17 protein-coding genes are annotated in these 20,368 nt (G+C 71.5%); 4 read left to right on the forward strand and 13 right to left on the reverse strand.

Features of this window, described 5'->3' with window-relative positions:
* Nucleotides 1–99: 99 nt before the first annotated feature.
* The 8 genes from DEO23_RS00935 to DEO23_RS00970 all read right to left on the reverse strand — a co-directional run bounded on the left by DEO23_RS00935 (nt 100) and on the right by DEO23_RS00970 (nt 9,442).
* Nucleotides 100–1,191 carry a Gfo/Idh/MocA family protein gene (locus tag DEO23_RS00935; protein WP_109274137.1) on the reverse strand — a complete coding sequence of 364 codons (1,092 nt, stop codon included), beginning with the start codon at nt 1,189–1,191 and terminating at the stop codon, nt 100–102.
* A 151-nt stretch (nt 1,192–1,342) separates the two neighbouring features.
* Nucleotides 1,343–2,578, reverse strand: coding sequence for a Gfo/Idh/MocA family protein (locus tag DEO23_RS00940; RefSeq protein WP_109274138.1), 1,236 nt, complete (start codon nt 2,576–2,578; stop codon nt 1,343–1,345).
* 207 nt (nt 2,579–2,785) lie between these two features.
* Complete coding sequence (locus DEO23_RS00945) at nt 2,786–3,865, reverse strand: Gfo/Idh/MocA family protein (protein ID WP_109274139.1); 1,080 nt, start codon at nt 3,863–3,865, stop codon at nt 2,786–2,788.
* Entirely contained in the window at nt 3,862–4,623 is a 762-nt protein-coding gene (locus tag DEO23_RS00950; protein ID WP_109274140.1) for a ThuA domain-containing protein, read from the reverse strand. Before DEO23_RS00950 ends, DEO23_RS00945 begins: the two co-directional genes overlap by 4 nt.
* Nucleotides 4,620–5,846, reverse strand: a complete 1,227-nt coding sequence (locus DEO23_RS00955; RefSeq protein WP_109274141.1) for a Gfo/Idh/MocA family protein — start codon at nt 5,844–5,846, stop codon at nt 4,620–4,622. The genes DEO23_RS00950 and DEO23_RS00955 overlap by 4 nt, the downstream gene beginning before the upstream one ends.
* Before the next feature lie 454 nt (nt 5,847–6,300).
* A complete protein-coding gene (locus tag DEO23_RS00960; RefSeq protein ID WP_109274142.1) occupies nt 6,301–7,113 on the reverse strand; it encodes a carbohydrate ABC transporter permease in 813 nt (270 codons plus the stop codon).
* Between the two features lie 2 nt (nt 7,114–7,115).
* On the reverse strand, nt 7,116–7,982 hold the full coding sequence (locus DEO23_RS00965) for a carbohydrate ABC transporter permease (RefSeq protein ID WP_240613149.1): 867 nt from the start codon (nt 7,980–7,982) through the stop codon (nt 7,116–7,118).
* Nucleotides 7,983–8,104: 122 nt separating this feature from the next.
* The gene (locus DEO23_RS00970) at nt 8,105–9,442 is read right to left on the reverse strand and encodes an extracellular solute-binding protein (RefSeq protein WP_109274144.1); all 1,338 of its coding nucleotides are present in this window, start codon (nt 9,440–9,442) and stop codon (nt 8,105–8,107) included.
* A gap of 337 nt (nt 9,443–9,779) precedes the next feature.
* Here DEO23_RS00970 and DEO23_RS00975 point away from each other — a divergent pair, with 337 nt between their 5' ends.
* Nucleotides 9,780–10,829, forward strand: a complete 1,050-nt coding sequence (locus DEO23_RS00975; protein WP_109274145.1) for a LacI family DNA-binding transcriptional regulator — start codon at nt 9,780–9,782, stop codon at nt 10,827–10,829.
* A gap of 46 nt (nt 10,830–10,875) precedes the next feature.
* Here DEO23_RS00975 and DEO23_RS00980 read toward each other — a convergent pair whose 3' ends face one another.
* Entirely contained in the window at nt 10,876–11,685 is an 810-nt protein-coding gene (locus tag DEO23_RS00980) for an endonuclease/exonuclease/phosphatase family protein (RefSeq protein WP_109274146.1), read from the reverse strand.
* Nucleotides 11,686–11,892: 207 nt separating this feature from the next.
* Entirely contained in the window at nt 11,893–12,801 is a 909-nt protein-coding gene (locus DEO23_RS00985; RefSeq protein WP_109274147.1) for an ATP-grasp domain-containing protein, read from the reverse strand.
* Nucleotides 12,802–13,013: 212 nt separating this feature from the next.
* Between DEO23_RS00985 and DEO23_RS00990 the strand changes: the two genes are divergently transcribed.
* From DEO23_RS00990 to DEO23_RS01000, 3 genes are read left to right on the forward strand one after another with little or no spacing between them, the layout of a single operon-like run.
* A complete protein-coding gene (locus DEO23_RS00990; protein WP_109274148.1) occupies nt 13,014–14,177 on the forward strand; it encodes a Gfo/Idh/MocA family protein in 1,164 nt (387 codons plus the stop codon).
* Between the two features lie 5 nt (nt 14,178–14,182).
* Nucleotides 14,183–15,454, forward strand: coding sequence for a DUF993 family protein (locus DEO23_RS00995; protein ID WP_109274149.1), 1,272 nt, complete (start codon nt 14,183–14,185; stop codon nt 15,452–15,454).
* The gene (locus DEO23_RS01000; protein ID WP_109274150.1) at nt 15,451–16,395 is read left to right on the forward strand and encodes a sugar phosphate isomerase/epimerase family protein; all 945 of its coding nucleotides are present in this window, start codon (nt 15,451–15,453) and stop codon (nt 16,393–16,395) included. Before DEO23_RS00995 ends, DEO23_RS01000 begins: the two co-directional genes overlap by 4 nt.
* Nucleotides 16,396–16,401: 6 nt before the next feature.
* Here the strand turns inward: DEO23_RS01000 and DEO23_RS01005 are convergent, their stop codons facing one another.
* The 3 genes from DEO23_RS01005 to araA form a co-directional block, all read right to left on the reverse strand.
* Entirely contained in the window at nt 16,402–17,439 is a 1,038-nt protein-coding gene (locus DEO23_RS01005) for a LacI family DNA-binding transcriptional regulator (RefSeq protein WP_109274151.1), read from the reverse strand.
* Between the two features lie 80 nt (nt 17,440–17,519).
* Nucleotides 17,520–18,842, reverse strand: a complete 1,323-nt coding sequence (locus DEO23_RS01010; protein ID WP_109274152.1) for a D-arabinono-1,4-lactone oxidase — start codon at nt 18,840–18,842, stop codon at nt 17,520–17,522.
* Between the two features lie 3 nt (nt 18,843–18,845).
* Nucleotides 18,846–20,354, reverse strand: coding sequence for an L-arabinose isomerase (araA, locus tag DEO23_RS01015; protein WP_109274153.1), 1,509 nt, complete (start codon nt 20,352–20,354; stop codon nt 18,846–18,848).
* Nucleotides 20,355–20,368 lie beyond the last annotated feature (14 nt).

Raw genomic sequence — 20,368 nt, forward strand, 5'->3', positions numbered from 1 at the left:
GATACCCTGGCAGGGTAACGCAGACATCCGATGTCTGGCCGAGGCCTCCGAGGGGTGATCCCCGCCCGGATCCGAGGGTCGCGCCCGGGAGGGCCGGGATCAGACCGTCGGCGCCGCGGTCAGCACCCGCGCCTGCTCCTGCGCCCGCAGGGCGAGCTCGACGGCCTTGAACACGTGCTCCTGGGTCATCGAGTTCTCGGTGCGGTGCAGGACGTCGAGGATCAGATCGCCGAAGAAGGGGTAGCCGACCTCGCCGGTGGCGTTCAGCCGGTGCTCGCCCTCGCCGTCGACGAGCAGCACCTGTCCGGGCCCGTTGTCGGTGGTCACGTCCACGTACTTGCGCAGCTCGATGTACCCCTCGGTGCCCAGCACGAAGGTGCGGCCGTCGCCCCAGGTGCGCAGACCGTCGGGCGTGAACCAGTCGACCCGCACGTAGCCGGAGGCGCCGGAGGACAGGGCGATGTGGGCGTCGCCGAAGTCGTCGAGCTCGGGATGCTCGGCGTGGCCGAAGTTGCCGATGGAGCTCGAGAGGATCTCGGCGTCGTCGCTGCCGGTGAAGGTCAGCATCTGCTCGAAGTTGTGCGAGCCGATGTCGGTGAGGATGCCGCCGTAGCGGGCGCGCTCGTAGAACCAGTCGGGGCGGGAGTCGGGATCGCCCAGCCGGTGCGGGCCCATCCCCAGCACCTGGATGACCTGACCGATCGCGCCGCGCTCGATGAGCTGGCCGGCGAGCACGGCCGCCTCGACGTGGATCCGCTCGGAGTAGTAGCAGGCGTACGTGCGGCCGGTGCGCTCGACGGCCTCGCGCGCCTGCGCGAGCTGGTCGAGGGTGGTCAGCGGCGTCTTGTCGGTGAAGTAGTCCTTGCCGGCCTCCATCACGCGGATGCCGAGCGGTGCACGATCGGCGGGCACCGCGGCCGCGGCCACCAGCAGCACGTCGGGATCGGAGAGCACCTGCTCCTCACTCTCGGCGATCCGCACCCCCTCGAAGTGCTCGGCGAAGGCGCGCGCCCGCTCGGGCTGCGGGTCATAGACCCACTTCAGGGTGCCGCCCGCGCCGGTCAGGCCCTCGCACATCCCGGTGATGTGCCCGTGGTCGAGGTGCATCGCGGCGAAGGTGAACTCGCCGGGCTCGACGACGGGGCGGGGCATCGGGGCGGGCGCGTAGTTCGCGCCTTCGGAGACGGCCATGGGAAGTCCTTTCGCGGATGCGGATGCGGATGCGGATGCTGATCGGTGCGGATCGGGTGCGGGTTCGGATCGGGGTGCGGAGCGGACGGGGCGGCGTGCGAGCCGAGCACCGATGCCACCGCGGCGGCGAGCGGAGGGACGCAGTGGCAGATCAGTCCCGCGGCGCGACGGCAGGATCGGCCGCAGCTGCCCCGGGCGCCGTGGCCTCGTCGGAGGCCTCGGCCTGAGCGGTCGCGCCCGTCGGCATGTACCCCTCCTGCGTCCCGACCGACGCGGTCTTCTCGAAGAAGTGCGGCGCCCGTTCGACCAGCGTGCCGGAGCGGTAGTACGGGTCCTCGGCGGTGATCGGGAGGTCCACGACGCGGCGCTCGATGGCGGCCTCGTAGATCGCCGTCACCAGCTCCACGGCGCCGCGACCGTCGTGGCCGGTGACCTGCGGGTCGCGGCCCTCGCGCACGGCGGCCACGACGTCGGCCAGCTGCCCGGCGTGGCGCGTGCGCGTCAGCTGCGGGAGCGTCGCGGCGAACTCCTCGAGCTCGGCGACCACGTCGGCGTCGCCATCGGGCTCGGGGAAGCCGTTGGGGCGGGCGACCTCGGCCGCGACCTCCCACGGCTGGGACACGCTCGCGCGGGCGCCCTGCAGGATGACCTCCTGCTTCTGGCCGTGGTGGACCACGGAGCTGGTGAGCTCGGCGAGGCTGTGCTCGTACTGCAGGATCGCGGCCGAGAGGTCCTCGACCTCGGCGTTGTCGTGCTGGGCGTTGGTCATCATGGCGGTCACCGCACGCGGGCGGCCCAGCAGCCACAGGGTGAGGTCGATGTGGTGGATCGCGTGGTTGAGGGTGGGGCCGCCGCCCTCGGAGGCCCAGGTGCCGCGCCACCACAGGTCGTAGTAGGAGTGGCCGCGCCACCACAGCGAGGCGATGCGGGTGTGCGAGAGCGGGCCGAGCTTCCCGGAGTCGAGCACGGCCTTCAGGCGCACCATCTCCTCGCGCCACCGGTTCTGCGCGATCACCGAGAGCGTCTTCCCGCTGCGCTCCTGTGCGGCGAGCATCGCGTCGCACTCCTCGAGCGAGGTCGCCATGGGCTTCTCGACCACCACGTTCACGCCCGCGTCGAGCACCTGCACCGCCAGCGGCGCATGGGCCGACGGGGGAGTGGCGATCGAGACCAGATCGAGCTCCTCGGCCTCGAGCATCGCGGCGACGTCGTCGTAGACGCGCGCCTCCGCCAGACCGAAGGCCTCCCGCTTGGCCTCCGGCCCGCTCCTGCTCAGGTCCGCGAGGGCGACGATGCGCAGGTCCGGGACCTCGTCGGCCAGCTCGGAGTAGGCGCTGAGGTGGGCATCGGAGATGGCGCCGGTTCCGATGATGCCGACGGTGAACATGTCGAGGTGCTGCCTTCCGTGGTGGGAGGCCGCGAGGCGCGGCGCTGCGTGATCCGAGAGGGCCGGGGCACCGCCGACGACTGCGTGCTCGACTGCTGTGCAAGCGACGGCGGGCGTGCTCCGGACCCCTCGAGATGATCCTCGATCCCGAGTCTTGCGTCGACCCCGCCCGAGGGCAGGGAGATGCCGCGGGTTGCCTCCGGTGCCTCAGACCGTCACGCGCACCTCGGTCAGCGGCACCGCCGCAGGTCGCTCGCAGGTGCTCGCCACCTCGACGCGAGAACCGGTCCGCGAGGACTCGAGCATCGCGTTCATGACCTCGAGGGCGTGCCGGCCGAGCGCCCCGCTCGCGCGCAGCGCCTCGCCGCGCTCGGCCATGTCCTGCAGGCCGATCCCGCGCGAGGACTCCACGTACCCGGCGCTCACCGGGACGCTCTCCCAGCCCTCACCGCCCAGGCGATGCACCTCCACGTCACCGTCGAAGCGGTTGGGGTCGGGCACCGCGAGGGTGCCGGCGGTGCCGTGGATCTCGATCGGATGGATCGAGGTCGCGACCGCGTCGAAGCTCATCACCAGCGTGGAGAGCACCCCCGAGGAGTGCACGAGGATCCCGCTGACGTGCGTGTCGGTCGAGACGGGGATGACCTCGCCCTCGCGCGGACCGGAACCGATGGTGCGCTCGGCGCGGGTGCGCGAGGCCGCCCCGATCACCGCGTCGACCGGGCCCAGCAGGGTCACCAGCGCGTGGATGTAGTAGGGCCCCATGTCCAGCAGCGGCCCGCCGCCGGGCACGTAGTAGAAGTCGGGGTTGGGGTGCCAGCGCTCGTGACCGGGCGTCAGCATGGTGGCGGTGGCGGCGATGGGGGAGCCGATCAGGCCCTCGTCGATCGCCGCCCGGGCGGTCTGCGTCCCCGTGCCCAGCACCGTGTCCGGCGCGGAGCCGACGAGTACCCCGGCAGCGTGGGCCGCCTCGAGCACCGCGGCGCCGTCGGCCGTCTCCACGGCGAAGGGCTTCTCGGCGTAGACGTTCTTCCCGGCGGCGATCGCCTGCCGGTCCACCTCGGCGTGCGCCGCGGGGATGGTGAGGTTCAGGACGGTGTCGACCTCCGGGTCGGCGATCAGGTCGTCGACCCCCAGGGCGCGCACCCCCTCGTGCTCGGCGGCGACGGCCTCGGCGCGAGCGGCGTCGAGGTCGGCGACGGCGACCAGCTCGACATCGGGCAGGGAGGGGAAGGTGGCCAGGTACTGGGCGGAGATGTTCCCGCAGCCGATCATGCCGATCCTCATCGGGCCACCCCCGTCCGGTGGGCGCGGTCGGCGGTCGGCGCGGCATACGGCTCCTCGGAACCGCGCGCGGCCCACAGCAGGCCCCGTTCGACGACCGTGCGGACGCTGGGGTCCTCGAGCACGTCGACGTGGTGCCCGGGGGTCGCCACGAAGATCCGTCCCTTGCCCCACTGCCGGGTCCAGATCGCCGGCGAGGTGATCGGCCGGTGCCACGGATCCCACTCGCGCACCTTCTGGGTGGTGGTGGCGAGCACGTCGATGTAGTCGTCGGAGAGCACCCAGTACTGCTCGGTGACCAGGTCGAAGTCCTCGATGCCGCGGGTGACGGGGTGCTCGGCGGCGGCCGGGAGCATGTTCACCGTGTAGGGGACGTAGTTGTCGGCCTGCTCGCCCCGGCGCTCGTCGGGATGCTTGCCGGGGTGGCAGCCGAACTGGCCGCCGATCAGGGTCAGGTAGTCCGATTCGCTGCGGTAGCTGTCGGCGATGCCGCCGTGCCAGCCGGCCAGGCCCGTGCCCGCCTCGACCGCGGCCCGCAGCCCCTCGAACTGGGGACGCTCGATCGTGGACATCGTCATGCACTGCACGATGAGGTCGACACCGGCCATGTACTCGGCGTCCGCGTAGATCGCGGGGCTCTCCTCGATGCGCACCTCGAAGCCGTGCTCGCGCAGGTGGGGGATGAACAGGTCGGTCGCCTCGACGGGCTGGTGCCCGTCCCAGCCTCCGCGGACGACGAGGGCGGATCGGGTGGTGGTCATCGGGCGGTCTCCTCGGTGGTGGACGCGGTGGACGGGGTGGGGCCGACGGCGGTCCAGCGGGAGTCGTCGGCGTGGCTGGCCTCGACGGCGGCCAGCACGCGCTGCACGCGCAGGGCCTCGTCGAAGGAGGGCGAGGGGTCGGTGCCCTCGCCGATCGCACGCACCAGGTCGGCGATCTCGTGCGTGAAGGTGTGCTCGTAGCCCAGGCCGTGGCCGGTGGGCCACCAGGCGGCGGCGTAGGGGTGCTCGGGCTCGGTGGTGAGCACCCGGGTGAAGCCCTGGCGCCCTGCGGGGGCGGTGGCGTCGTAGGTCTCCAGCTCGTTCATGCGCTCGAAGTCGAAGGCGATCGCGCCGTCGGACCCGTGGAGCTCGATGCGCATCGCGTTCTTGCGCCCCTGCGCCATGCGGGTGGCCTCGAAGGACCCGAGCACGCCGTCCGCGAGGCGCACGGAGAACAGGGCGGTGTCGTCCACGGTGACCTCTCGGCGCTCCCCGGCGGCGTCGCCCTTCCCTCCCAGGCCCTGCATCGCGCCGGCGGCGGGGCGGGTGGGGACCACGGTGGCGAGGGTCCCGGAGACGGACTCGATGTCCGTCCCGGTGATCCACTGGACGAGGTCGACGACGTGCGCGCCGATGTCGCCGAGGGCGCCGGAGCCGGCCGTCTCCTTCTCCAGCCGCCAGGTCATGGGGGCGTCGGCGTCGGCCAGCCAGTCCTGGAGGTACTGGGCGCGGACCTGCCGGAGGTCGCCCACGAAGCCCTCCTCGACGAGCCGGCGGGCGAAGGCCAGGGCGGGCGTGCGCCGGTAGGAGAACCCGCACAGCGAGCGGACGCCGCGGGCGGAGGCCGCGCGGGCCGCGTCCGCCATCTCCTCGGCCTCCGCGACGGAGTTCGCGAGCGGCTTCTCGCACAGCACGTGCTTGCCGGCGGCCAGTGCGGCGAGGGCGATCTCGCGGTGGGTGTCGCCGGGGGTGCAGATGTCCACGAGGTCGATCTCGGGGTCCTCGACGACGTCCTGCCAGCGGGTCGTGACGGACGCGAAGCCGTAGCGCTCCGCCGATGCGGTGAGGGTCTCGCGGCTGCGACCGGCGAGGGTGCGCAGCTCGGGGGTGAGGGGCAGGTCGAAGAACCGGTGCGCGGTGCGCCAGGCGTGGGAGTGGGCAGCGCCCATGAAGCCGTGGCCGATCAGGCCGACGCGCAGCGGGCGGGGGGACGGGCTGGTCATGTCAGGGGTCACGACTCCTCGATGAGCGGACGATGGCGGCGGTGCGGAACAGGGGAGGGCGGGGCGTCGACCACGGGCGACCGCCTCGGACCCGTCCGGGCCGCTGCCGGTGGGCATCCTGACGGGCCAGCCGGATCAGCACGCAGAAGGACGGGGAGAGCCGCCACGGCGACTCTCCCCGTCCCGCGGGTTCGGGTGGGGTCAGAGAATGCCGCCGAGGAGGCCGCCGACGACGCCGAGGACCGAATCGAGAAGGCCGGTGACGAGTTCCATGGTGTGTCCTTTCGCGGGGACGGAGGGATTCCGTCGCGGGCCCTCACCCTCCCCCTGACCTGGCCCGACGTTACCGCCGGGTCACCGGTCGTTACCGCTCCGTGACCGGCCCGTCCGGAGTGCGGGCGGGCGTTGACCTCGTCGTTCACGAACCGGATCGCGCGCGCACCTCGGCCCCGGGTCACTTGCCGGCGCCTGCGGTCATGCCACCCACCAGGTAGCGCCTGCCCAGGGCGTACAGCACGATGATCGGGATCGAGGAGAGCACGACGGCTGCCATCACCACGGGCACGTTGGTCGCGTACTCGCCCTGGAAGGACCACAGGGCCAGCGGCAGCGTGCGCTTGTCCGGGCTCTGGGTCAGGATCAGCGGGAACAGGAAGCCGTTCCACGACATCAGCGCCTGGTAGACGCCGACGGTCACCAGCGCCGGCCGGGTCATCGGGAACGCGAGCCGCCACATCTTCTGCCACTCCGAGCAGCCGTCGATGTCCATCGCCTCGAACAGCTCCCGGGGCACGTCGCGCAGGGAGTTGGAGATGATCAGGATGCTCAGCGGCAGGCCGAAGGCGATGCCGGGCAGCATCAGCGCCGCGAGCGAGTCGTACATGTGCAGGCGGATGATCAGCAGGTAGATCGGGACGATCGTGGCCTGCACCGGGATCGCGAGGCCCAGCAGGAACAGGCTGCGCACGGGTCCGAAGAAGCGTCGGCCGCCGCGGACGATCGAGAACGAGGCCATGAAGCCCATCAGCACCAGCGGGATCACGGTGCCCAGGGCGACCACCACGCTGTTGACGAGGTACATGCCGAAGTCGGCCTCGAGCACAGCCGTGACGTTCTCCAGGGCGAGCGGCGCCGAGGGCAGCACGGGGTTCGAGCCGAAATAGGTCGCGATCGACTTCACGCTGGTGATGGCCACGAAGTAGATGGGCAGCAGCACGGCCACCAGCCAGAGCCAGCCGAAGGCACCGCCGATCCAGTTCCTGCGCATGATCAGGCTCCTTCCATCTGGCTGGCCGAGGCGTCGGTGCCGCCCAGGCGCTGCACGCCGAGCGCGAGCCCGAGGCCCAGGACGACGAGGATCACCGCGAGAGCGCTCGCGACGCCCATCTCGTTGCCGCGGAATCCGGTGAGGTACATGTCCAGCGGCAGGATCCGGGTCGAGCTGCCCGGTCCGCCCTGGGTGAGGACGAAGATGATGTCGAAGTACGTCAGGGCGCCCACGACCATGAGGGTCGAGCTGGTGATGAGCGTGTACTTCAGCTGCGGAAGGGTGATCGAGAAGAACTGCCGCACCCGGCCCGCCCCGTCGATCTCCGCCGCCTCGAACATCGAGCGGGGTATCTGGCGCACCGCACCCTGGTAGATGAGGGTGTGGAAGGGGATGAACTGCCAGGCGATGATCACCAGCAGCACGATCCAGACCAGGACCGAGTCGCCCAGCCAGTTCTGCTTGAGGAAGGGCAGGTTCAGGCCGCTGGCGAGCCCGAAGTTCGGGTCGAGCAGCGACTTGAAGGTGATCGCGATCGCCGCGGAGGACAGCAGCAGCGGCAGGAAGTAGAGGATCGCGAGCACGTTGCGGTACCGCTGCTGGCCGGCGAGGAAGGTGCCCAGCAGGATGCTGAGCGGCGTCTGCAGCAGCCAGGTCGCCACGATCATCAGCACCACGAGGGCGAGGCCGTGCCAGGTGGTCGAGCGGGAGAGCGCCTCGGTCCAGCTGGTCAGGCCCGTGAAGTGGATGGCCCCGATCCCGTTCCACGAGGTGAAGGAGAGCACGAGCACGCCCACCAGTGGCAGCAGCGCGAAGACGCCGAAGAACAGCAGGGCGGGCAGGGCGAAGAGCACGTGGGAGACGTGCACCGGCTCGCGGTGGGGCTCCGTGCCACGCCGCGCGCGGGGAGCCGATTGCCTCCGCGCGCGGGTCTGCGATGCGTCCGCACCCACCCTCACGTCCTGCCTCACGGCCGACGGGCTCGTCATGCTCAGGCCCCCTTGCCGCTGTTCATGTTCTCGGCGAACTGCTCGGGCTCGAGCTTGCCCAGGAACAGCTGCTCCGTGTTGACCAGGAGGTTCTCGGCGTCGGTGGGCTGCAGCGCCTGGTCCCACGACTGGGTGAAGACGGGTGCGTCCTGGATGGACGTGTAGACCCACTGCAGGTAGTCGGCATCGTCGCTCTTGGCGAGCGCATCCTCCTGGCCCTGGATGACGGGGGCGGAGCCGGACTTCACGAAGGCCGCGGCGACGTCGTCGGTCATCATCCCGTCCAGGAAGTAGGACTTCGCGACCGTCTTCTCGTCCTTCGAGGCGGCCGAGGACAGCGAGACGTAGTTGCAGGGGTTGCCGACCAGGTTCTCGAGCTTCCCCTTGCCGCCCTCGATGGTGGGGAAGGGGCCGTAGCCCAGGTGGCCGCCGGAGACGAAGTCCCCGCCGCTGGTCTTCATGCCGCCGTAGGTCCAGCCGCCGTGCAGCATCAGCGCCGCCTTGTCGGACCACAGCAGGGCCTGGTCGGTGTTGGAGTCGGCGGACATCGACTCGAAGCCGTCGGCGAAGGCCTTGGCCTTCAGCAGCTCCTTGACCTTGTTCCCCATCTCCACGACCGCGTCGTCCAGCCAGGCGTCCTTCTTCCCGGCGGCGATGTTCGCGAACACCTCGGGGCCGCCGATGCGATCCAGCAGGTACTCGAGCCACATCATCGAGGTCCAGCGGGATTGGCCGGCCAGCGAGATCGGAGCGGCCCCGCCCGAGTTCGCCTTCTCGACCACGTCCATCAGGTCGTCCCAGGTCTTCGGCGCCTCGGCGCCGATCTTGTCGAGGACCTTCTCGTTGGAGAACATGATGATCGGCTGCGTCGCACCGATCGGCAGGGCGTAGATCTTGTCGTCGACGGTCGCGGCGTCCCACACGGAGTCGACGAAGCCCTTCTTGAAGTCGGAGTTCTCCTCGAGCCACGAGGTGAGGTCGTCGACCTGCTTCTCCTCGGCGTAGGTGCGCAGACCGCCGCCGCCCCAGCCGTAGATGACCGTCGGCGCTTCGCCGGCGCCGATCGCGGTGCGGATCTTCTGCTTGTAGGCGTCGTTCTGGAAGAACGTGATGTCCAGGGTGCCCTTGTCGAGCTCGTTGAAGGCGTCGACGGAGTCCTTGTAGATGCCCTCGTTGGGCTGGCCCGAGAGCTGCCAGATGCTCGCCGAGTTCCCGCCGCCCGAGCCGCCGGAGCCTCCGGAACCGCCCGGCCCCGAGGTGCCGCAGGCGGCGAGGGTCATCGCGGCCGCGCCGGCCGACGCTCCGAACAGGGACCGACGTGAGAGTGAAAAGTTTCGCATGACCTGCTCCTGGCTGTCGTCATTGACGGGGTCGGATGCTGGCGTCGGCCGAGTGCCGGCGCGGAAGAGTAGGAGAAAATTACCAACGGGCGTGGGCGGGGTCAAGAGGGTGAGGCGCGCCGCGGCCGCGGTTGAGATAAGACTGTGACCTGCAAAATCAGTTCGCTGGTCTCTGGGACGCGGGCCGATGGGGTGCAAGTGAGCGGTGATGGTCGAGGTGGGAGCACGGGCGACCCTCGCGTCGCGTGGTGACGGGATCGGCAGCGGGTGCGCCAACCGAAAGTTTCGAAAGTGGTTATGCTGAGCCGATGAGGTCCCCGGCGAGGAAGGTGTGGTGATGACGCAGGAGGAAGGAACCGGGCGACGGGTCACGCTGGCCGATGTCGCGGCGCGCGCAGGCGTCTCGCTCGCCACCGCCTCGAAGGTGATGAACGGTCGCTCCGACGTCGGCTCCGGTGCGCGCTCCGTGGTCGCGGAGGCCGCGGAGACGCTCGGCTACCAGCGCCGCACCCGTCGCGGGGACGGTCGGCGCGCTGTCGCCGTCTACCTGCGCTCCCTGGACAGCCCGTACATGATCGGTGTGCTCGAGGGGATCGAGCAGGCGGCACGACGTGCGGGCGTCGAGCTGCTGGTCAGCAGCTCCGGCGACGGGGAGCTCGACCGGTCGTGGTTCACGCGGGCCGCGGCGGCCGGGGCGGAGGGGATCGTCGCCGTCACGGCGAACATCGACGAGCGCCACCAGCGCTGGAGCCGCAGCCTCTCCCTGCCGCTCATCCTTATCGACCCCATCCTGCGGGGCCTCGACGCGGAGGGGGCGCTGACCGTCGCCGCGACCAACTGGGAGGGCGGCGAGGCTGCTGTGCGGCACCTGCTAGACCTCGGGCACCGCCGGATCGGCATCCTCGCCGGCCCCGGCGACTCGGTCCCCGCGCGGCAACGCCTGCAGGGGTACTACAGCGCCCTGCGGCAGGCGGGCATCGAGGTGGAGGACGAGCTGGTGGACGCCTCGGGCTTCGGCTACGAGGCGGGGGAGGCCGGCGCCGGCAGGTTGTTGGACCTCGCCTCCCCTCCCACGGCCATCTTCGGCACCTCCGACAGCCTGGCGGCAGGAGCCCTGCGAGCGGCTCGGGCGCGCGGACTGTCTGTCCCGGACCAGCTCAGCGTCATCGGCTTCGACGACACGATGATCACCCGCTGGACCTTCCCGCAGCTCACGGCCGTGCGCCAACCGCTGTTCTCGATGGGGCAGGTCGCCGTGGAGCGGGTGCTCGCGCTCGCCGCCGACCCCGGCGTGTTCTCACACCCTTTCAAGCTCGAGACGCAGCTGGTCGAGCGGGAGTCCACGGCGGCGCCCGACGGCACACGGGAGGACGGCGCCGCGGGGTGAAGCCCGGCCCTGGCCAGCGCACGCCCCCGACAGTGGGATGTTCGGCCTACGGCATCACCACATGCGCCTGCACCGGCAGGTGATCACTCGGGAACACGCCGCCCGGCCGCAGGTCGCAGATCCGCGCGTCCAGCACGCGCACACCCTGGCTGAGCAGGATCCAGTCGATCCGGAAGTCCGACTCCTCGACCTCGCCGAAGCAGGGGAAGGTCGACAGGTGCGGGCTCAGTCGCTGCTCGGCCGCATGCCACGAGTCCTGCAGCCCGCCCCGTTCCACGAGAGTCTCGTAGGCGGGGGAGTCACCGGCCACGGAGTTGAAGTCGCCGGTGGTGATCGTCGGCAGACCCCACAGGTCGAACTGGCGCAGCCGGTCGGCGATCAGCTGCGCGCCCTTGGTCTGCGCCTGGGTGATCACGTGGTCGAGGTGGGTGTTCAGGTGCACGAGCTGTCGGCCCGTCACGCTGTCGCGCAGGCGCACCCAGGTGGCTCCTCGGGGGTTGTTGTTCCCCCAGCTCAGCGACGCGATCGTGCGCGGGGTGTCCGAGAGCCAGAACTGATCCCAGGCGATCAGGTCGAAACGCTCGGCATCGAAGAAGATCGGGTTGATCAGCCCCTGGCTGCCGCCCTTCACCCCCATGGTGCCGACGGCGCGGTAGGAGGGGCCGAGGCCGGACTCGATGGGACCGAAGGTGTGGGTCTGCATCTCCTGCAGCCCCAGCAGATGCGGGCGCTCGGAGGCCATCAGGGCCTCGATCGCGGGCGCGCGGCCCGCCCAGTGCTCCGGCTCGCCGGGCGAGGTCGAGTCGGTCTGGAAGAGCGCGTTGAAGCTCATCACGTGGAGGGCGTCATCAGCCATGTCGGGGTCCTTCCGGTGGTCCTGCCGAGGTTTGTCTCCGCGGGTGGGTGGGGTCGTCGGTGCCGCGGGGGCGTCGTCGGTCGTGCGGGACTGCTGGGTCGTTGCCGTGGGGTAGCCGTTCGTCCGATGGCTCCTGGTGAGGTCTCAAGGCCCCAGGAGGCTCGAGACCTCACCAGGAGCCATCGAACGTGCGCCGTCCATCGCCGATCAGCCCTGCTGCGGCAGCCGGGCGATGATCGCCTCGGCGAAGCGGTCGACCACCTCGGGCACCAGGTGCAGGTTGAACGTCGGCTCGAACAGCTCGGCCTCGAGCAGCACGAGTCCGTGCTCGGCGGAGTCCACCGTATCGATCCTCGCGTACAGCGGCATCTGCTGCCCGGTGGCGCGGGTGACGGCGGCTAGCGCACGCTCGGCGAACGCTCTCTCGGCCTCGCTCGTCTCCACCACCACCGGGTTCTCCTGGTAGACGCCGCCGATGAGCCCGCCGCCGCGGGCGAGCAGGGCGCCCTTGGCGATCGCGTGGGTGAAGTGCCCGTCGAGGAGGTAGAGGGCCTTCTCCGCGCCGGCCGAGAGCTCGGGGATCTCCGGCTGCAGCATCACGACGCCGCCCTCGGCGAGGATCTCGCGTCCCAGGGAGAGCGCGGCAGGGGAGTCGGCCGAGAACAGGCCCGTCATCCGCGCCCCGGCGCCGACGGCCGGCTTGAGGACGACGTGGTCCTCGCCGTCCCCTCGGGCGAGATCGTCCAGCGCCCGGGTCAGAGATTCCTCGTCCTCGTGGTAGCTGGTGGGAACCCCCGCGACGCCCTCGGCCTCGAGGGCGGCGAGGTAGCGCTTGTCCATGTTCCAGCGCACCAGCGCCGGGTCGTTCAGCACCCGTGAGGCCGTGCCCGCGCGCTCGAGCCAGGCGTCGAAGGCGCGCGGCTCCAGGGTGTAGTCCCACGGGCTGCGCAGCACCAGGAGGTCCCAGGCGGACCAGTCGAGGTCCTCGTGCCAGTCCAGCCGGGCGGAGCGGTGTCCGCGCGCTTCGAGCGCGGCCACCAGGGGCTTGGAGTCGTTGTCGTAGTCGAGCTCGCTGTAGAAGGAGTCGCTGGTGCCGATGATGCCGATGGAAGCCACGGTCCCAGCGTAGGTGGGCCGCTGCTCGAGCGGCGGCGGTATCGCTCTTCGGACCAGGAGCTTCGCAGCCCCCGCGGGATGGTCTACGATGCGGGAAAGCGATTACCGGCAGTCGGTGGCTTCGATGTCGATCTGCTCCCTGCTTCCTGCTTGACGCTTCCTGCTTCCGCGATCCCCGACCCGGCACCGGCGCCGGACCCCAGGAGACCTCCATGACCGAGCGACGCATCGGCATCATCGTCAACGGCGCGAGCGGCCGCATGGGCTACCGCCAGCACCTCGTGCGCTCCCTGCTGGCGATCCGCGACCAAGGCGGCGTCGAGCTCGCCGACGGCACCCGGCTGGTCCCCGACCTGCTGCTGGTGGGCCGCAACGAGGAGAAGCTGCGCACCATCGCCGAGCGTCACGGCCTCACGGAATGGACCACGGACCTCGATGCGGCCCTCGCCGCGCCGGGCTACGAGATCTACTTCGACGCCCTGGTGACGAACCTGCGGGTCGCGAACATCCGGAAGGCGATCGCCGCCGGCAAGGCGATCTACACCGAGAAGCCCACGGCCGAGACCCTCGAGGACGCCCTCGCACTGGCCCGCGAGGCGAGGGATGCCGGGACCGTCAGCGGCGTCGTCCGCGACAAGCTGTACCTGCCGGGTCTGCTCAAGCTGCGGCGACTGGTCGACTCCGGCTTCTTCGGCCGCGTGCTCTCGGTGCGCGGCGAGTTCGGCTACTGGGTGTTCGAGGGCGACGGGCAGAGCGCGCAGCGTCCCTCCTGGAACTACCGCTCCGAGGACGGCGGCGGCATCGTCGCCGACATGTTCCCGCACTGGAACTACGTGATCGAGAACCTCTTCGGCCGCATCCAGGACGTCTACGCCCAGACCGCCACCCACATCCCCGAACGCTGGGACGAGCAGCACCGCAGGTACACGGCCACGGCCGACGACGCCGCCTACGGCGTGCTCCGGCTCGAGGGCGGGGCGATCGTGCAGATGAACTCCAGCTGGGACACCCGTGTCCACCGCGACGAGCTCGTCGAGTTCCACGTCGACGGGACCCGGGGGAGCGCCGTCGTCGGCCTGTGGGGTGCGCGCATCCAGCCCCGCGAGGCGACCCCCAGGCCTGTCTGGAACCCCGACGTCCCCGACCCCCACGACTACCGCGCCGACTGGCAGGAGGTCCCCGACAACGCCGGCCCCGACGGCTTCGACAACGCCTTCAAGGCGCAGTGGGAGGACTTCCTGGCGCACTGGGCCGAAGGGCGCACCTACCCCTACGACCTGCTCGCCGGCGCCCGCGGTGTACGACTGGCCGAAGCGGCGCTGACCAGCGCCGCCGAGGGGCGCCGCATCACCCTCGAGCCGCTCACGGAGGCCTGAGACCGATGCCCGAGACCACCTCCCGGCTCGCCCTGCTCGACCAGGACGGCCGGCTCACGGCGGCCGAGCTCCCCGCCGCCGCAGCGTTCACCCGCCCCACCTCCCCGCTGCGCTCGCGCGTGGTCTACGCGGCCTCCCACGTGGTCCCCCGCGCACACGCCGACAACACGCCCGGCGCCGCGGCCGAGATCGACTGGGATGCCACCCTCGAGGTCCGCCGCACGATCTGGTCCTGGGGTCTCGGTGTCGCCGACGCCATGGACACCGCCCAGCGCGGCATGGGCCTGGACGCCGCGGCCACCCGCGAGCTGATCGCCCGCAGCGCCGACGCCGCCCGCGAGGCCCTCGCCGATCCGGCCATCGCCGCCGTCTTTCCTCAGGATGCTGAGGTGAGCGATCTGGTGGTCGCGGGCGTCTCGACCGATCAGCGCCCCGAGCCGGACCTCTCTCTGGACGAGATCATCACCGCCTATCGCGAGCAGCTCGCAGCGACCGAGGCGACCGGCGCCGGCGCCGTGCTCATGGCCAGTCGACATCTCGCCCGCACCGCCCAATCGGCAGAGGACTACGAGCGGGTCTACCGCGAGGTCCTCGAGGCGGCGAGCGCCCCGGTGGTGCTGCACTGGCTGGGCACCGCCTTCGACCCGCGGCTCGAGGGCTACTTCGGCTCCGGCGACACCGCCGCCGCGTCCGACACGCTGCTGCGCATCATCGAGCAGGACCCCTCACGGATCCGCGGGGTCAAGATGAGCCTGCTGGATGCCGACGCCGAGATCGCCGTGCGCGAGAGACTGCCCGAGGGAGTCCTCCTGCTCACCGGCGACGACTTCCACTTCGCCCGCCTGATCCTCGGTGACGACGATGCCGAGAGTCCCACCGGCGTGACCGGCGCCGACCGCTCCTTCTCGCACGCACTGCTCGGAGCCTTCGCGGCGACCGCCCCCGCCGCCTCCGCCGCGATCCAGGCGCTCGACGCGGGCGAGAGGGAGCGGGCCCGCGCGATCCTCGAGGACGCGGAGCGGCTCGCCCGCCAGGTCTTCGCCGCCCCGACCTACCACTACAAGGCCGGCATCGCGTTCCTGTCCTGGCTGAACGGCCACCAGCACGCCTTCCAGATGGTCGGCGGGCTGCACAGCGCCCGCAGCCTTCCCCACCTCTCGCGCATCATCGAGCTCGCTGCGGCCACCGGCAACCTCGAGGACCCGCCGCTCGCTGCCGAGCGCTGGCACGCGATGCTGCGCCTGAACGGCATCGACCCGAGGGAGGCTCTCGCATGAGCGCGGCCAGCACACCGAGCACACCGAGCACACCGAGCACACCGAGCGCACCGAGCGCGCCCACCGCGCCCAGCACACCCATCACCTCGTCGTCGGCCGGACCGGCCACCGTCCCCCGCCTGTCGCTGAACCGGTGGAGCGTGCGCACCACCCCGGTCGACGAGGTCCTGGGCGCGTGCGCGCGTCACGGGATCGGCGGCATCGGCCTCTGGCGTCAGGACGTCGAGCAGCTCGGGCTCGAAGCCCTGCGCCGGCGGATCGACGAGGCGGGGCTCGCCGTCACCAGTCTGTGCCGAGGCGGCTTCTTCACCGCGGCCGACGAAACCGAGCGCCGCGCGGCCCTCGAGGACAACCGTCGCGCGATCGACGAGGCCGTCGGACTCGGCACCGACGTGCTGGTCCTGGTCGTCGGCGGACTCACCCATGAGGACAAGGACCTGGACGCTGCCCGCGCCCGCGTCACCGAGAACATCGCACGCCTCGCTCCCTCCGCCGAGCAAGCCGGGGTACGCCTGGCGATCGAACCCATGCACCCGATCTTCGCGGCCGACCGCGGCGTCGTCTCCACCCTCGACCAGGCGCTCGACATCGCCGAGGAGATCGGCAGCCCCGCCGTCGGCGCGATCGTGGACACCTACCACGTGTGGTGGGACCCGAACCTGCCCGCGGCGATCGCCCGAGCGGGCGCGAGCGGTCGCCTGCTGGGGTACCAGGTGTGCGACTGGAACCTGCCGCTGGCCGCGCAGACCCTGCATTCGCGCGGATACATGGGCGACGGCTACATCGACTTCCCCGCGATCACCGCACGGGTGCGGGACGCCGGATGGGAGGGCCCGATCGAGGTCGAGATCTTCAACGAGGACGTCTGGGCGAGCCCGGTGGACGAGGCCGTGCGCACCATCCGCGAGCGGTTCGAGCAGCTGGTGCTGCCCAGCGCCTGAGCGGCCTCAGGACTCCCGCGCAGTGCTCTCGCGCAGCACGACCTCGCCGCGGGCGGCCCACGTGACATCGGAGTCCTCATCGGCATCCATCACCCACTCCACGGCCGTGGCCGCGAGCTCCTCGAGGGGCAGGGCGAGGGTGGTCAGGGTGGGGCTGGAGTCCTCGCCGTCGGGCACCCCGCCGAAGCCGGCGACGGCCACGTCCTCGGGCACGCGCAGGCCCTGTCGGCGCAGCTCGCCGATCGCACCGAGTGCCATCACGTCGACCGGGGCGAGCAGGCACAGTGGCCCGTCGGCGCCGTCCGCGGGCTGCTCGCGCAGGTGCGCGGCGATCGCGCGGCCCAGCGCGTACCCGCCCTCCCGGTCCAGGGACGCCTCGAGTGTCAGCTCCGGTTCGAGGTCACCCGCGGCGAGGGCGGCCAGGAAGGCGCCGGTGCGGTGCGCGGCCGACGGGACCGGCCCGTGGGCACCGACCACGACGAAACGGCGATGCCCCTCGACCATCAGCGCGGTCGCGAGCGCCCGGGCGCCCTCGTCGTCGCCGACGTCGATGGTGCGGCCGACGCCCGGGGACTGCCCGATCCCCACGACCCGCCCACCGTTGCGATGGAACCCCTGCAGCAGGGCGCTCAGCCCCTCGTCGGAGGCCGCGCCGTAGGAGGAGGAGCCGACCAGCACCAGGGCGTCCACCCGCTGGGCGATCAGGGAACGGATCGCCCGTGCCTCGGTCTCGGCGTCGCGATCGGTCTGGGTGAGCAGGAGCTGGGCCCCCGAGGCGAACACGCGCTGCTGGATCGCCCGTGCGATCGTCGCGAAGTAGGGGTCGGCGATGTCGTGGACGACCAGGCCGATCAGTCCCGAGCGGGAGCGGGCGAGGGCCTGGGCCTGGGCGTTGGTGACGTAACCGAGCTTGGTGGCCGAGTGCTGCACCTTCTCGGCGACGTCCTTCCCGGGGACCCTCGCGGAGCCGTTGAGCACCCGGGACGCGGTGGCCAGGGAGACCCCGGCGTCGCGCGCGACGTCGGAGAGGCGGACGGCGGGCATGCGGCCTCCTGCGGGAACGGTGCGGACGCACCGGACCGGCGCGCTGGTGGGCAGGATACGTGGGCCGAGGGGGCGTGAGGTCAGGGTCCGAGCAGCCGGTCCACGTAGTCGTTGCGCAGCACGCGGCGCGGGTCGAGCTCCTCGCGCAGGGCCCGGAAGTCCTCGAGCCGTGGGTACTGCGCTCGCACGTCCTCGGGATCCGTGGTGAACACCTTGGCCCAGTGCGGGCGCGGGGCGAACGGGGCCAGGGCCTCCTCGATCTCGGGCAGGAGGGCCACCACGGCCTCCGGATCGCGGCGCCACGTGAAGTGCAGGCAGGCGCTCACGCGATCGTGGGCGGGGCTCAGCCAGAGATCGTCGGCCGCGAGGCTGCGCACCTCCGAGACGTGCAGCAGCGGGCGGATCCTCTCGCCGAGCGTGCACACCGCCGCGAGCGCCGACCCGGCCTGCTCGCGCGGCACGAAGTACTCCGACTGGATCTCCTCGCCGCTGCTCGGGGTGAACTCCATCCGGAAGTGCGGCAGGCGCTCGAAGGACGGTCCGGGCTCGCCGCTCTGATCCGTGCAGAAGGTGGGCGGCATCCCGGGCGCGGGGTGCACGGGGCCCGGCGCACGACGGGCGCCGTGCCAGGTCTCCGGCAGGGGATCGGTCGCAGGGGCGCTCACGGCCTGCTTCACCCACACCTGCGCCGCGGCACCGTCCCAGCGGTGGAACAGGCTCACGCTGTACGCGCTCGAGAGCACGGCGCCGATCCCGGCGTCGTCCATCCGGTCGGCCGGGAGGTCGAGATAGACCGCCTGGCGCACGGAGAACGCGGGGACCAGGTCCAGCTCGAGGGCGGTGACGATGCCGAGGGTGCCGAGCGAGAGCACCAGGCCGTCGAACACCGCCGGGTGCTCCTCCCGCGAGTACCGTCGCAGCTCGCCGTCGGCGGTGACCATCTCGAGGCCGCGCACGCTCGAGGCCAGCGAGCGCTGGGCGTCGCCCGAACCGTGGGTGCCGGTCGCGCTCGCCCCTCCCACCGAGATGTGGGGGAGGGAACCCATCGTCGGCAGCGCGAGTCCCGCCTCGTCGAGGGCGAGGGCGAGCTCCCCGTAGCGCACCTGCGCCCCCAGCCACACGCGGCGCCGGGCGGTGTCGATCTCGATCCGCGCCGGAATCCGCTCGAGGCTCACGAGGTCCGCGTCCGACGCGGCGACCTGCGAGAACGAATGGCGTGTGCCGAGCGCCCGGATCCGGTCGGAGCGGCCGACGAGGGCCTGCAGCGCGGCCACGCTCGTCGGACGGTGCAGGGGGCCGGGCCCCAGGTCGACGCTCCCGGACCAGCTGAGGCCGGGTGCGGCGTCCCGGGGCGGGGAGCCGCCGGTCGGCGCGGATCCCGCCGGCGATCCCGGGGTCGCCATCGCTCAGAACCCCTGGGCGAGGCGGTGGTAGACCTGGTTCACGCGCAGCTCCTGGGCGAAGGAGCGGGTGGTCGTGCCCTCGTCGATCACGGCGAGCTCGAGCCCCGCGATGCCGGCGAGGTCCTGCCAGGTCTCCAGGTCCGTCGCCGTGGTCATCACCGTGTGGTGGGCCCCGCCCGCGCTCAGCCAGCACTCGGCCGAGGTCTCCAGGCTCGGCTCCGGCTCCCACACGGCGCAGGCGACGGGCAGGTTCGGCAGCGGCTCGTCGGGCTCGACGACGTCGACGACGTTGGCCAGCAGCCGGAAGCGCTCGCGCATGTCGCTCATCGCGATCACGAGCGCGGGGCCGGGATCGGCGGTGAAGGTCAGGCGCACCGGGTCCTCGCGGTCCCCGATCCCCAGCGGATGGATCTCGAGCGACGGCTTCGCGGTGGTCAGTGAGGGGGAGACCTCGAGCATGTGGGCGCCCAGGATCTTCTCCCGGCCCGGTGTGAGCTCGTAGGTGTAGTCCTCCATCAGGGAGGCACCGCCGGGCAGGCCGTACCCCATCACGTTCGCGACCCGCACCAGGATCGCGGTCTTCCAATCGCCCTCGGCCCCGAAGCCGTAGCCCTCGGCCATCAGGCGCTGCACGGGCAGGCCGGGCAGCTGGCGCAGACCGCCCAGGTCCTCGAAGTTCGTGGTGAAGGCCCCGAAGTCGCCCTCCTCGAGGAAGTGTCGCAGCCCCAGCTCGAGACGCGCGCCGTAGCGCAGGGAGTCACGGCGCACGCCGGCCTCCCGCAGCTCGGGGGCGACCTCGTACTCGGCGTCGTAGACGGCCACGAGCTCGTCGACCGCGGACTCCTCGACGCCGTCCACGACCTCGACCAGGTCGTTCACGCCCCAGGTGTTCACCGAGACGCCCAGGCGCAGCTCGGCCTCGGTCTTGTCGCCCTCGGTCACGGCGACGTTGCGCATGTTGTCGCCGAAGCGGGCCAGGCGCAGCGAGTGCATCTCGGCCCAGCCGGTCGCCGCGCGCGCCCAGCGCCCGATGCGCTGCTGGACGCGCGTGTGCGAGGCGTGGCCGACGACGGTGGTGCGCTCGATGCCGAGTCGCGAGGCGATGTAGCCGAACTCGCGGTCGCCGTGGGCGGCCTGGTTGAGGTTCATGAAGTCCATGTCGATGCTCGACCAGGGCAGCGCCTCGTTCGCCTGCGTGTGCAGGTGCAGCAGCGGGGTCTGCAGGGCGTCCAGGCCCAGGATCCACATCTTGGCCGGCGAGAACGTGTGCATCCAGGCGATCACCCCCACGCAGGCGGGATCCGCGTTCGCCGCCAGGGCCACCTCGCGGATCGCCTCGCGAGAGACCAGCACCGGCTTCCAGACGATCCGCACGGGGATGTCGCCCGCGCCGTCGAGGGTCTCGGCGATGGTGCGGGACTGCTCGGCGACCTGGTCGAGCGTGTCCTGACCATACAGGCCCTGGCTGCCGGTGAGGAACCAGATCTCGCGGGTCTCGAAGGGGTTGTCCACGGCGACTGCCTTCC

The sequence above is a fragment of the Brachybacterium endophyticum genome, from assembly GCF_003130585.1.
Lineage (GTDB): Bacteria > Actinomycetota > Actinomycetes > Actinomycetales > Dermabacteraceae > Brachybacterium > Brachybacterium endophyticum.

Coding starts and splice junctions, on each gene's coding strand:
- DEO23_RS00935 (WP_109274137.1), bottom strand. CDS start 1,191: ATGGCCGTCTCCGAAGGCGCGAACTACGCGCCCGCCCCGATGCCCCGC.
- DEO23_RS00940 (WP_109274138.1), bottom strand. CDS start 2,578: ATGTTCACCGTCGGCATCATCGGAACCGGCGCCATCTCCGATGCCCAC.
- DEO23_RS00945 (WP_109274139.1), bottom strand. CDS start 3,865: ATGAGGATCGGCATGATCGGCTGCGGGAACATCTCCGCCCAGTACCTG.
- DEO23_RS00950 (WP_109274140.1), bottom strand. CDS start 4,623: ATGACCACCACCCGATCCGCCCTCGTCGTCCGCGGAGGCTGGGACGGG.
- DEO23_RS00955 (WP_109274141.1), bottom strand. CDS start 5,846: ATGACCAGCCCGTCCCCCCGCCCGCTGCGCGTCGGCCTGATCGGCCAC.
- DEO23_RS00960 (WP_109274142.1), bottom strand. CDS start 7,113: ATGCGCAGGAACTGGATCGGCGGTGCCTTCGGCTGGCTCTGGCTGGTG.
- DEO23_RS00970 (WP_109274144.1), bottom strand. CDS start 9,442: ATGCGAAACTTTTCACTCTCACGTCGGTCCCTGTTCGGAGCGTCGGCC.
- DEO23_RS00975 (WP_109274145.1), top strand. CDS start 9,780: ATGACGCAGGAGGAAGGAACCGGGCGACGGGTCACGCTGGCCGATGTC.
- DEO23_RS00980 (WP_109274146.1), bottom strand. CDS start 11,685: ATGGCTGATGACGCCCTCCACGTGATGAGCTTCAACGCGCTCTTCCAG.
- DEO23_RS00990 (WP_109274148.1), top strand. CDS start 13,014: ATGACCGAGCGACGCATCGGCATCATCGTCAACGGCGCGAGCGGCCGC.
- DEO23_RS00995 (WP_109274149.1), top strand. CDS start 14,183: ATGCCCGAGACCACCTCCCGGCTCGCCCTGCTCGACCAGGACGGCCGG.
- DEO23_RS01000 (WP_109274150.1), top strand. CDS start 15,451: ATGAGCGCGGCCAGCACACCGAGCACACCGAGCACACCGAGCACACCG.
- DEO23_RS01005 (WP_109274151.1), bottom strand. CDS start 17,439: ATGCCCGCCGTCCGCCTCTCCGACGTCGCGCGCGACGCCGGGGTCTCC.
- DEO23_RS01010 (WP_109274152.1), bottom strand. CDS start 18,842: ATGGCGACCCCGGGATCGCCGGCGGGATCCGCGCCGACCGGCGGCTCC.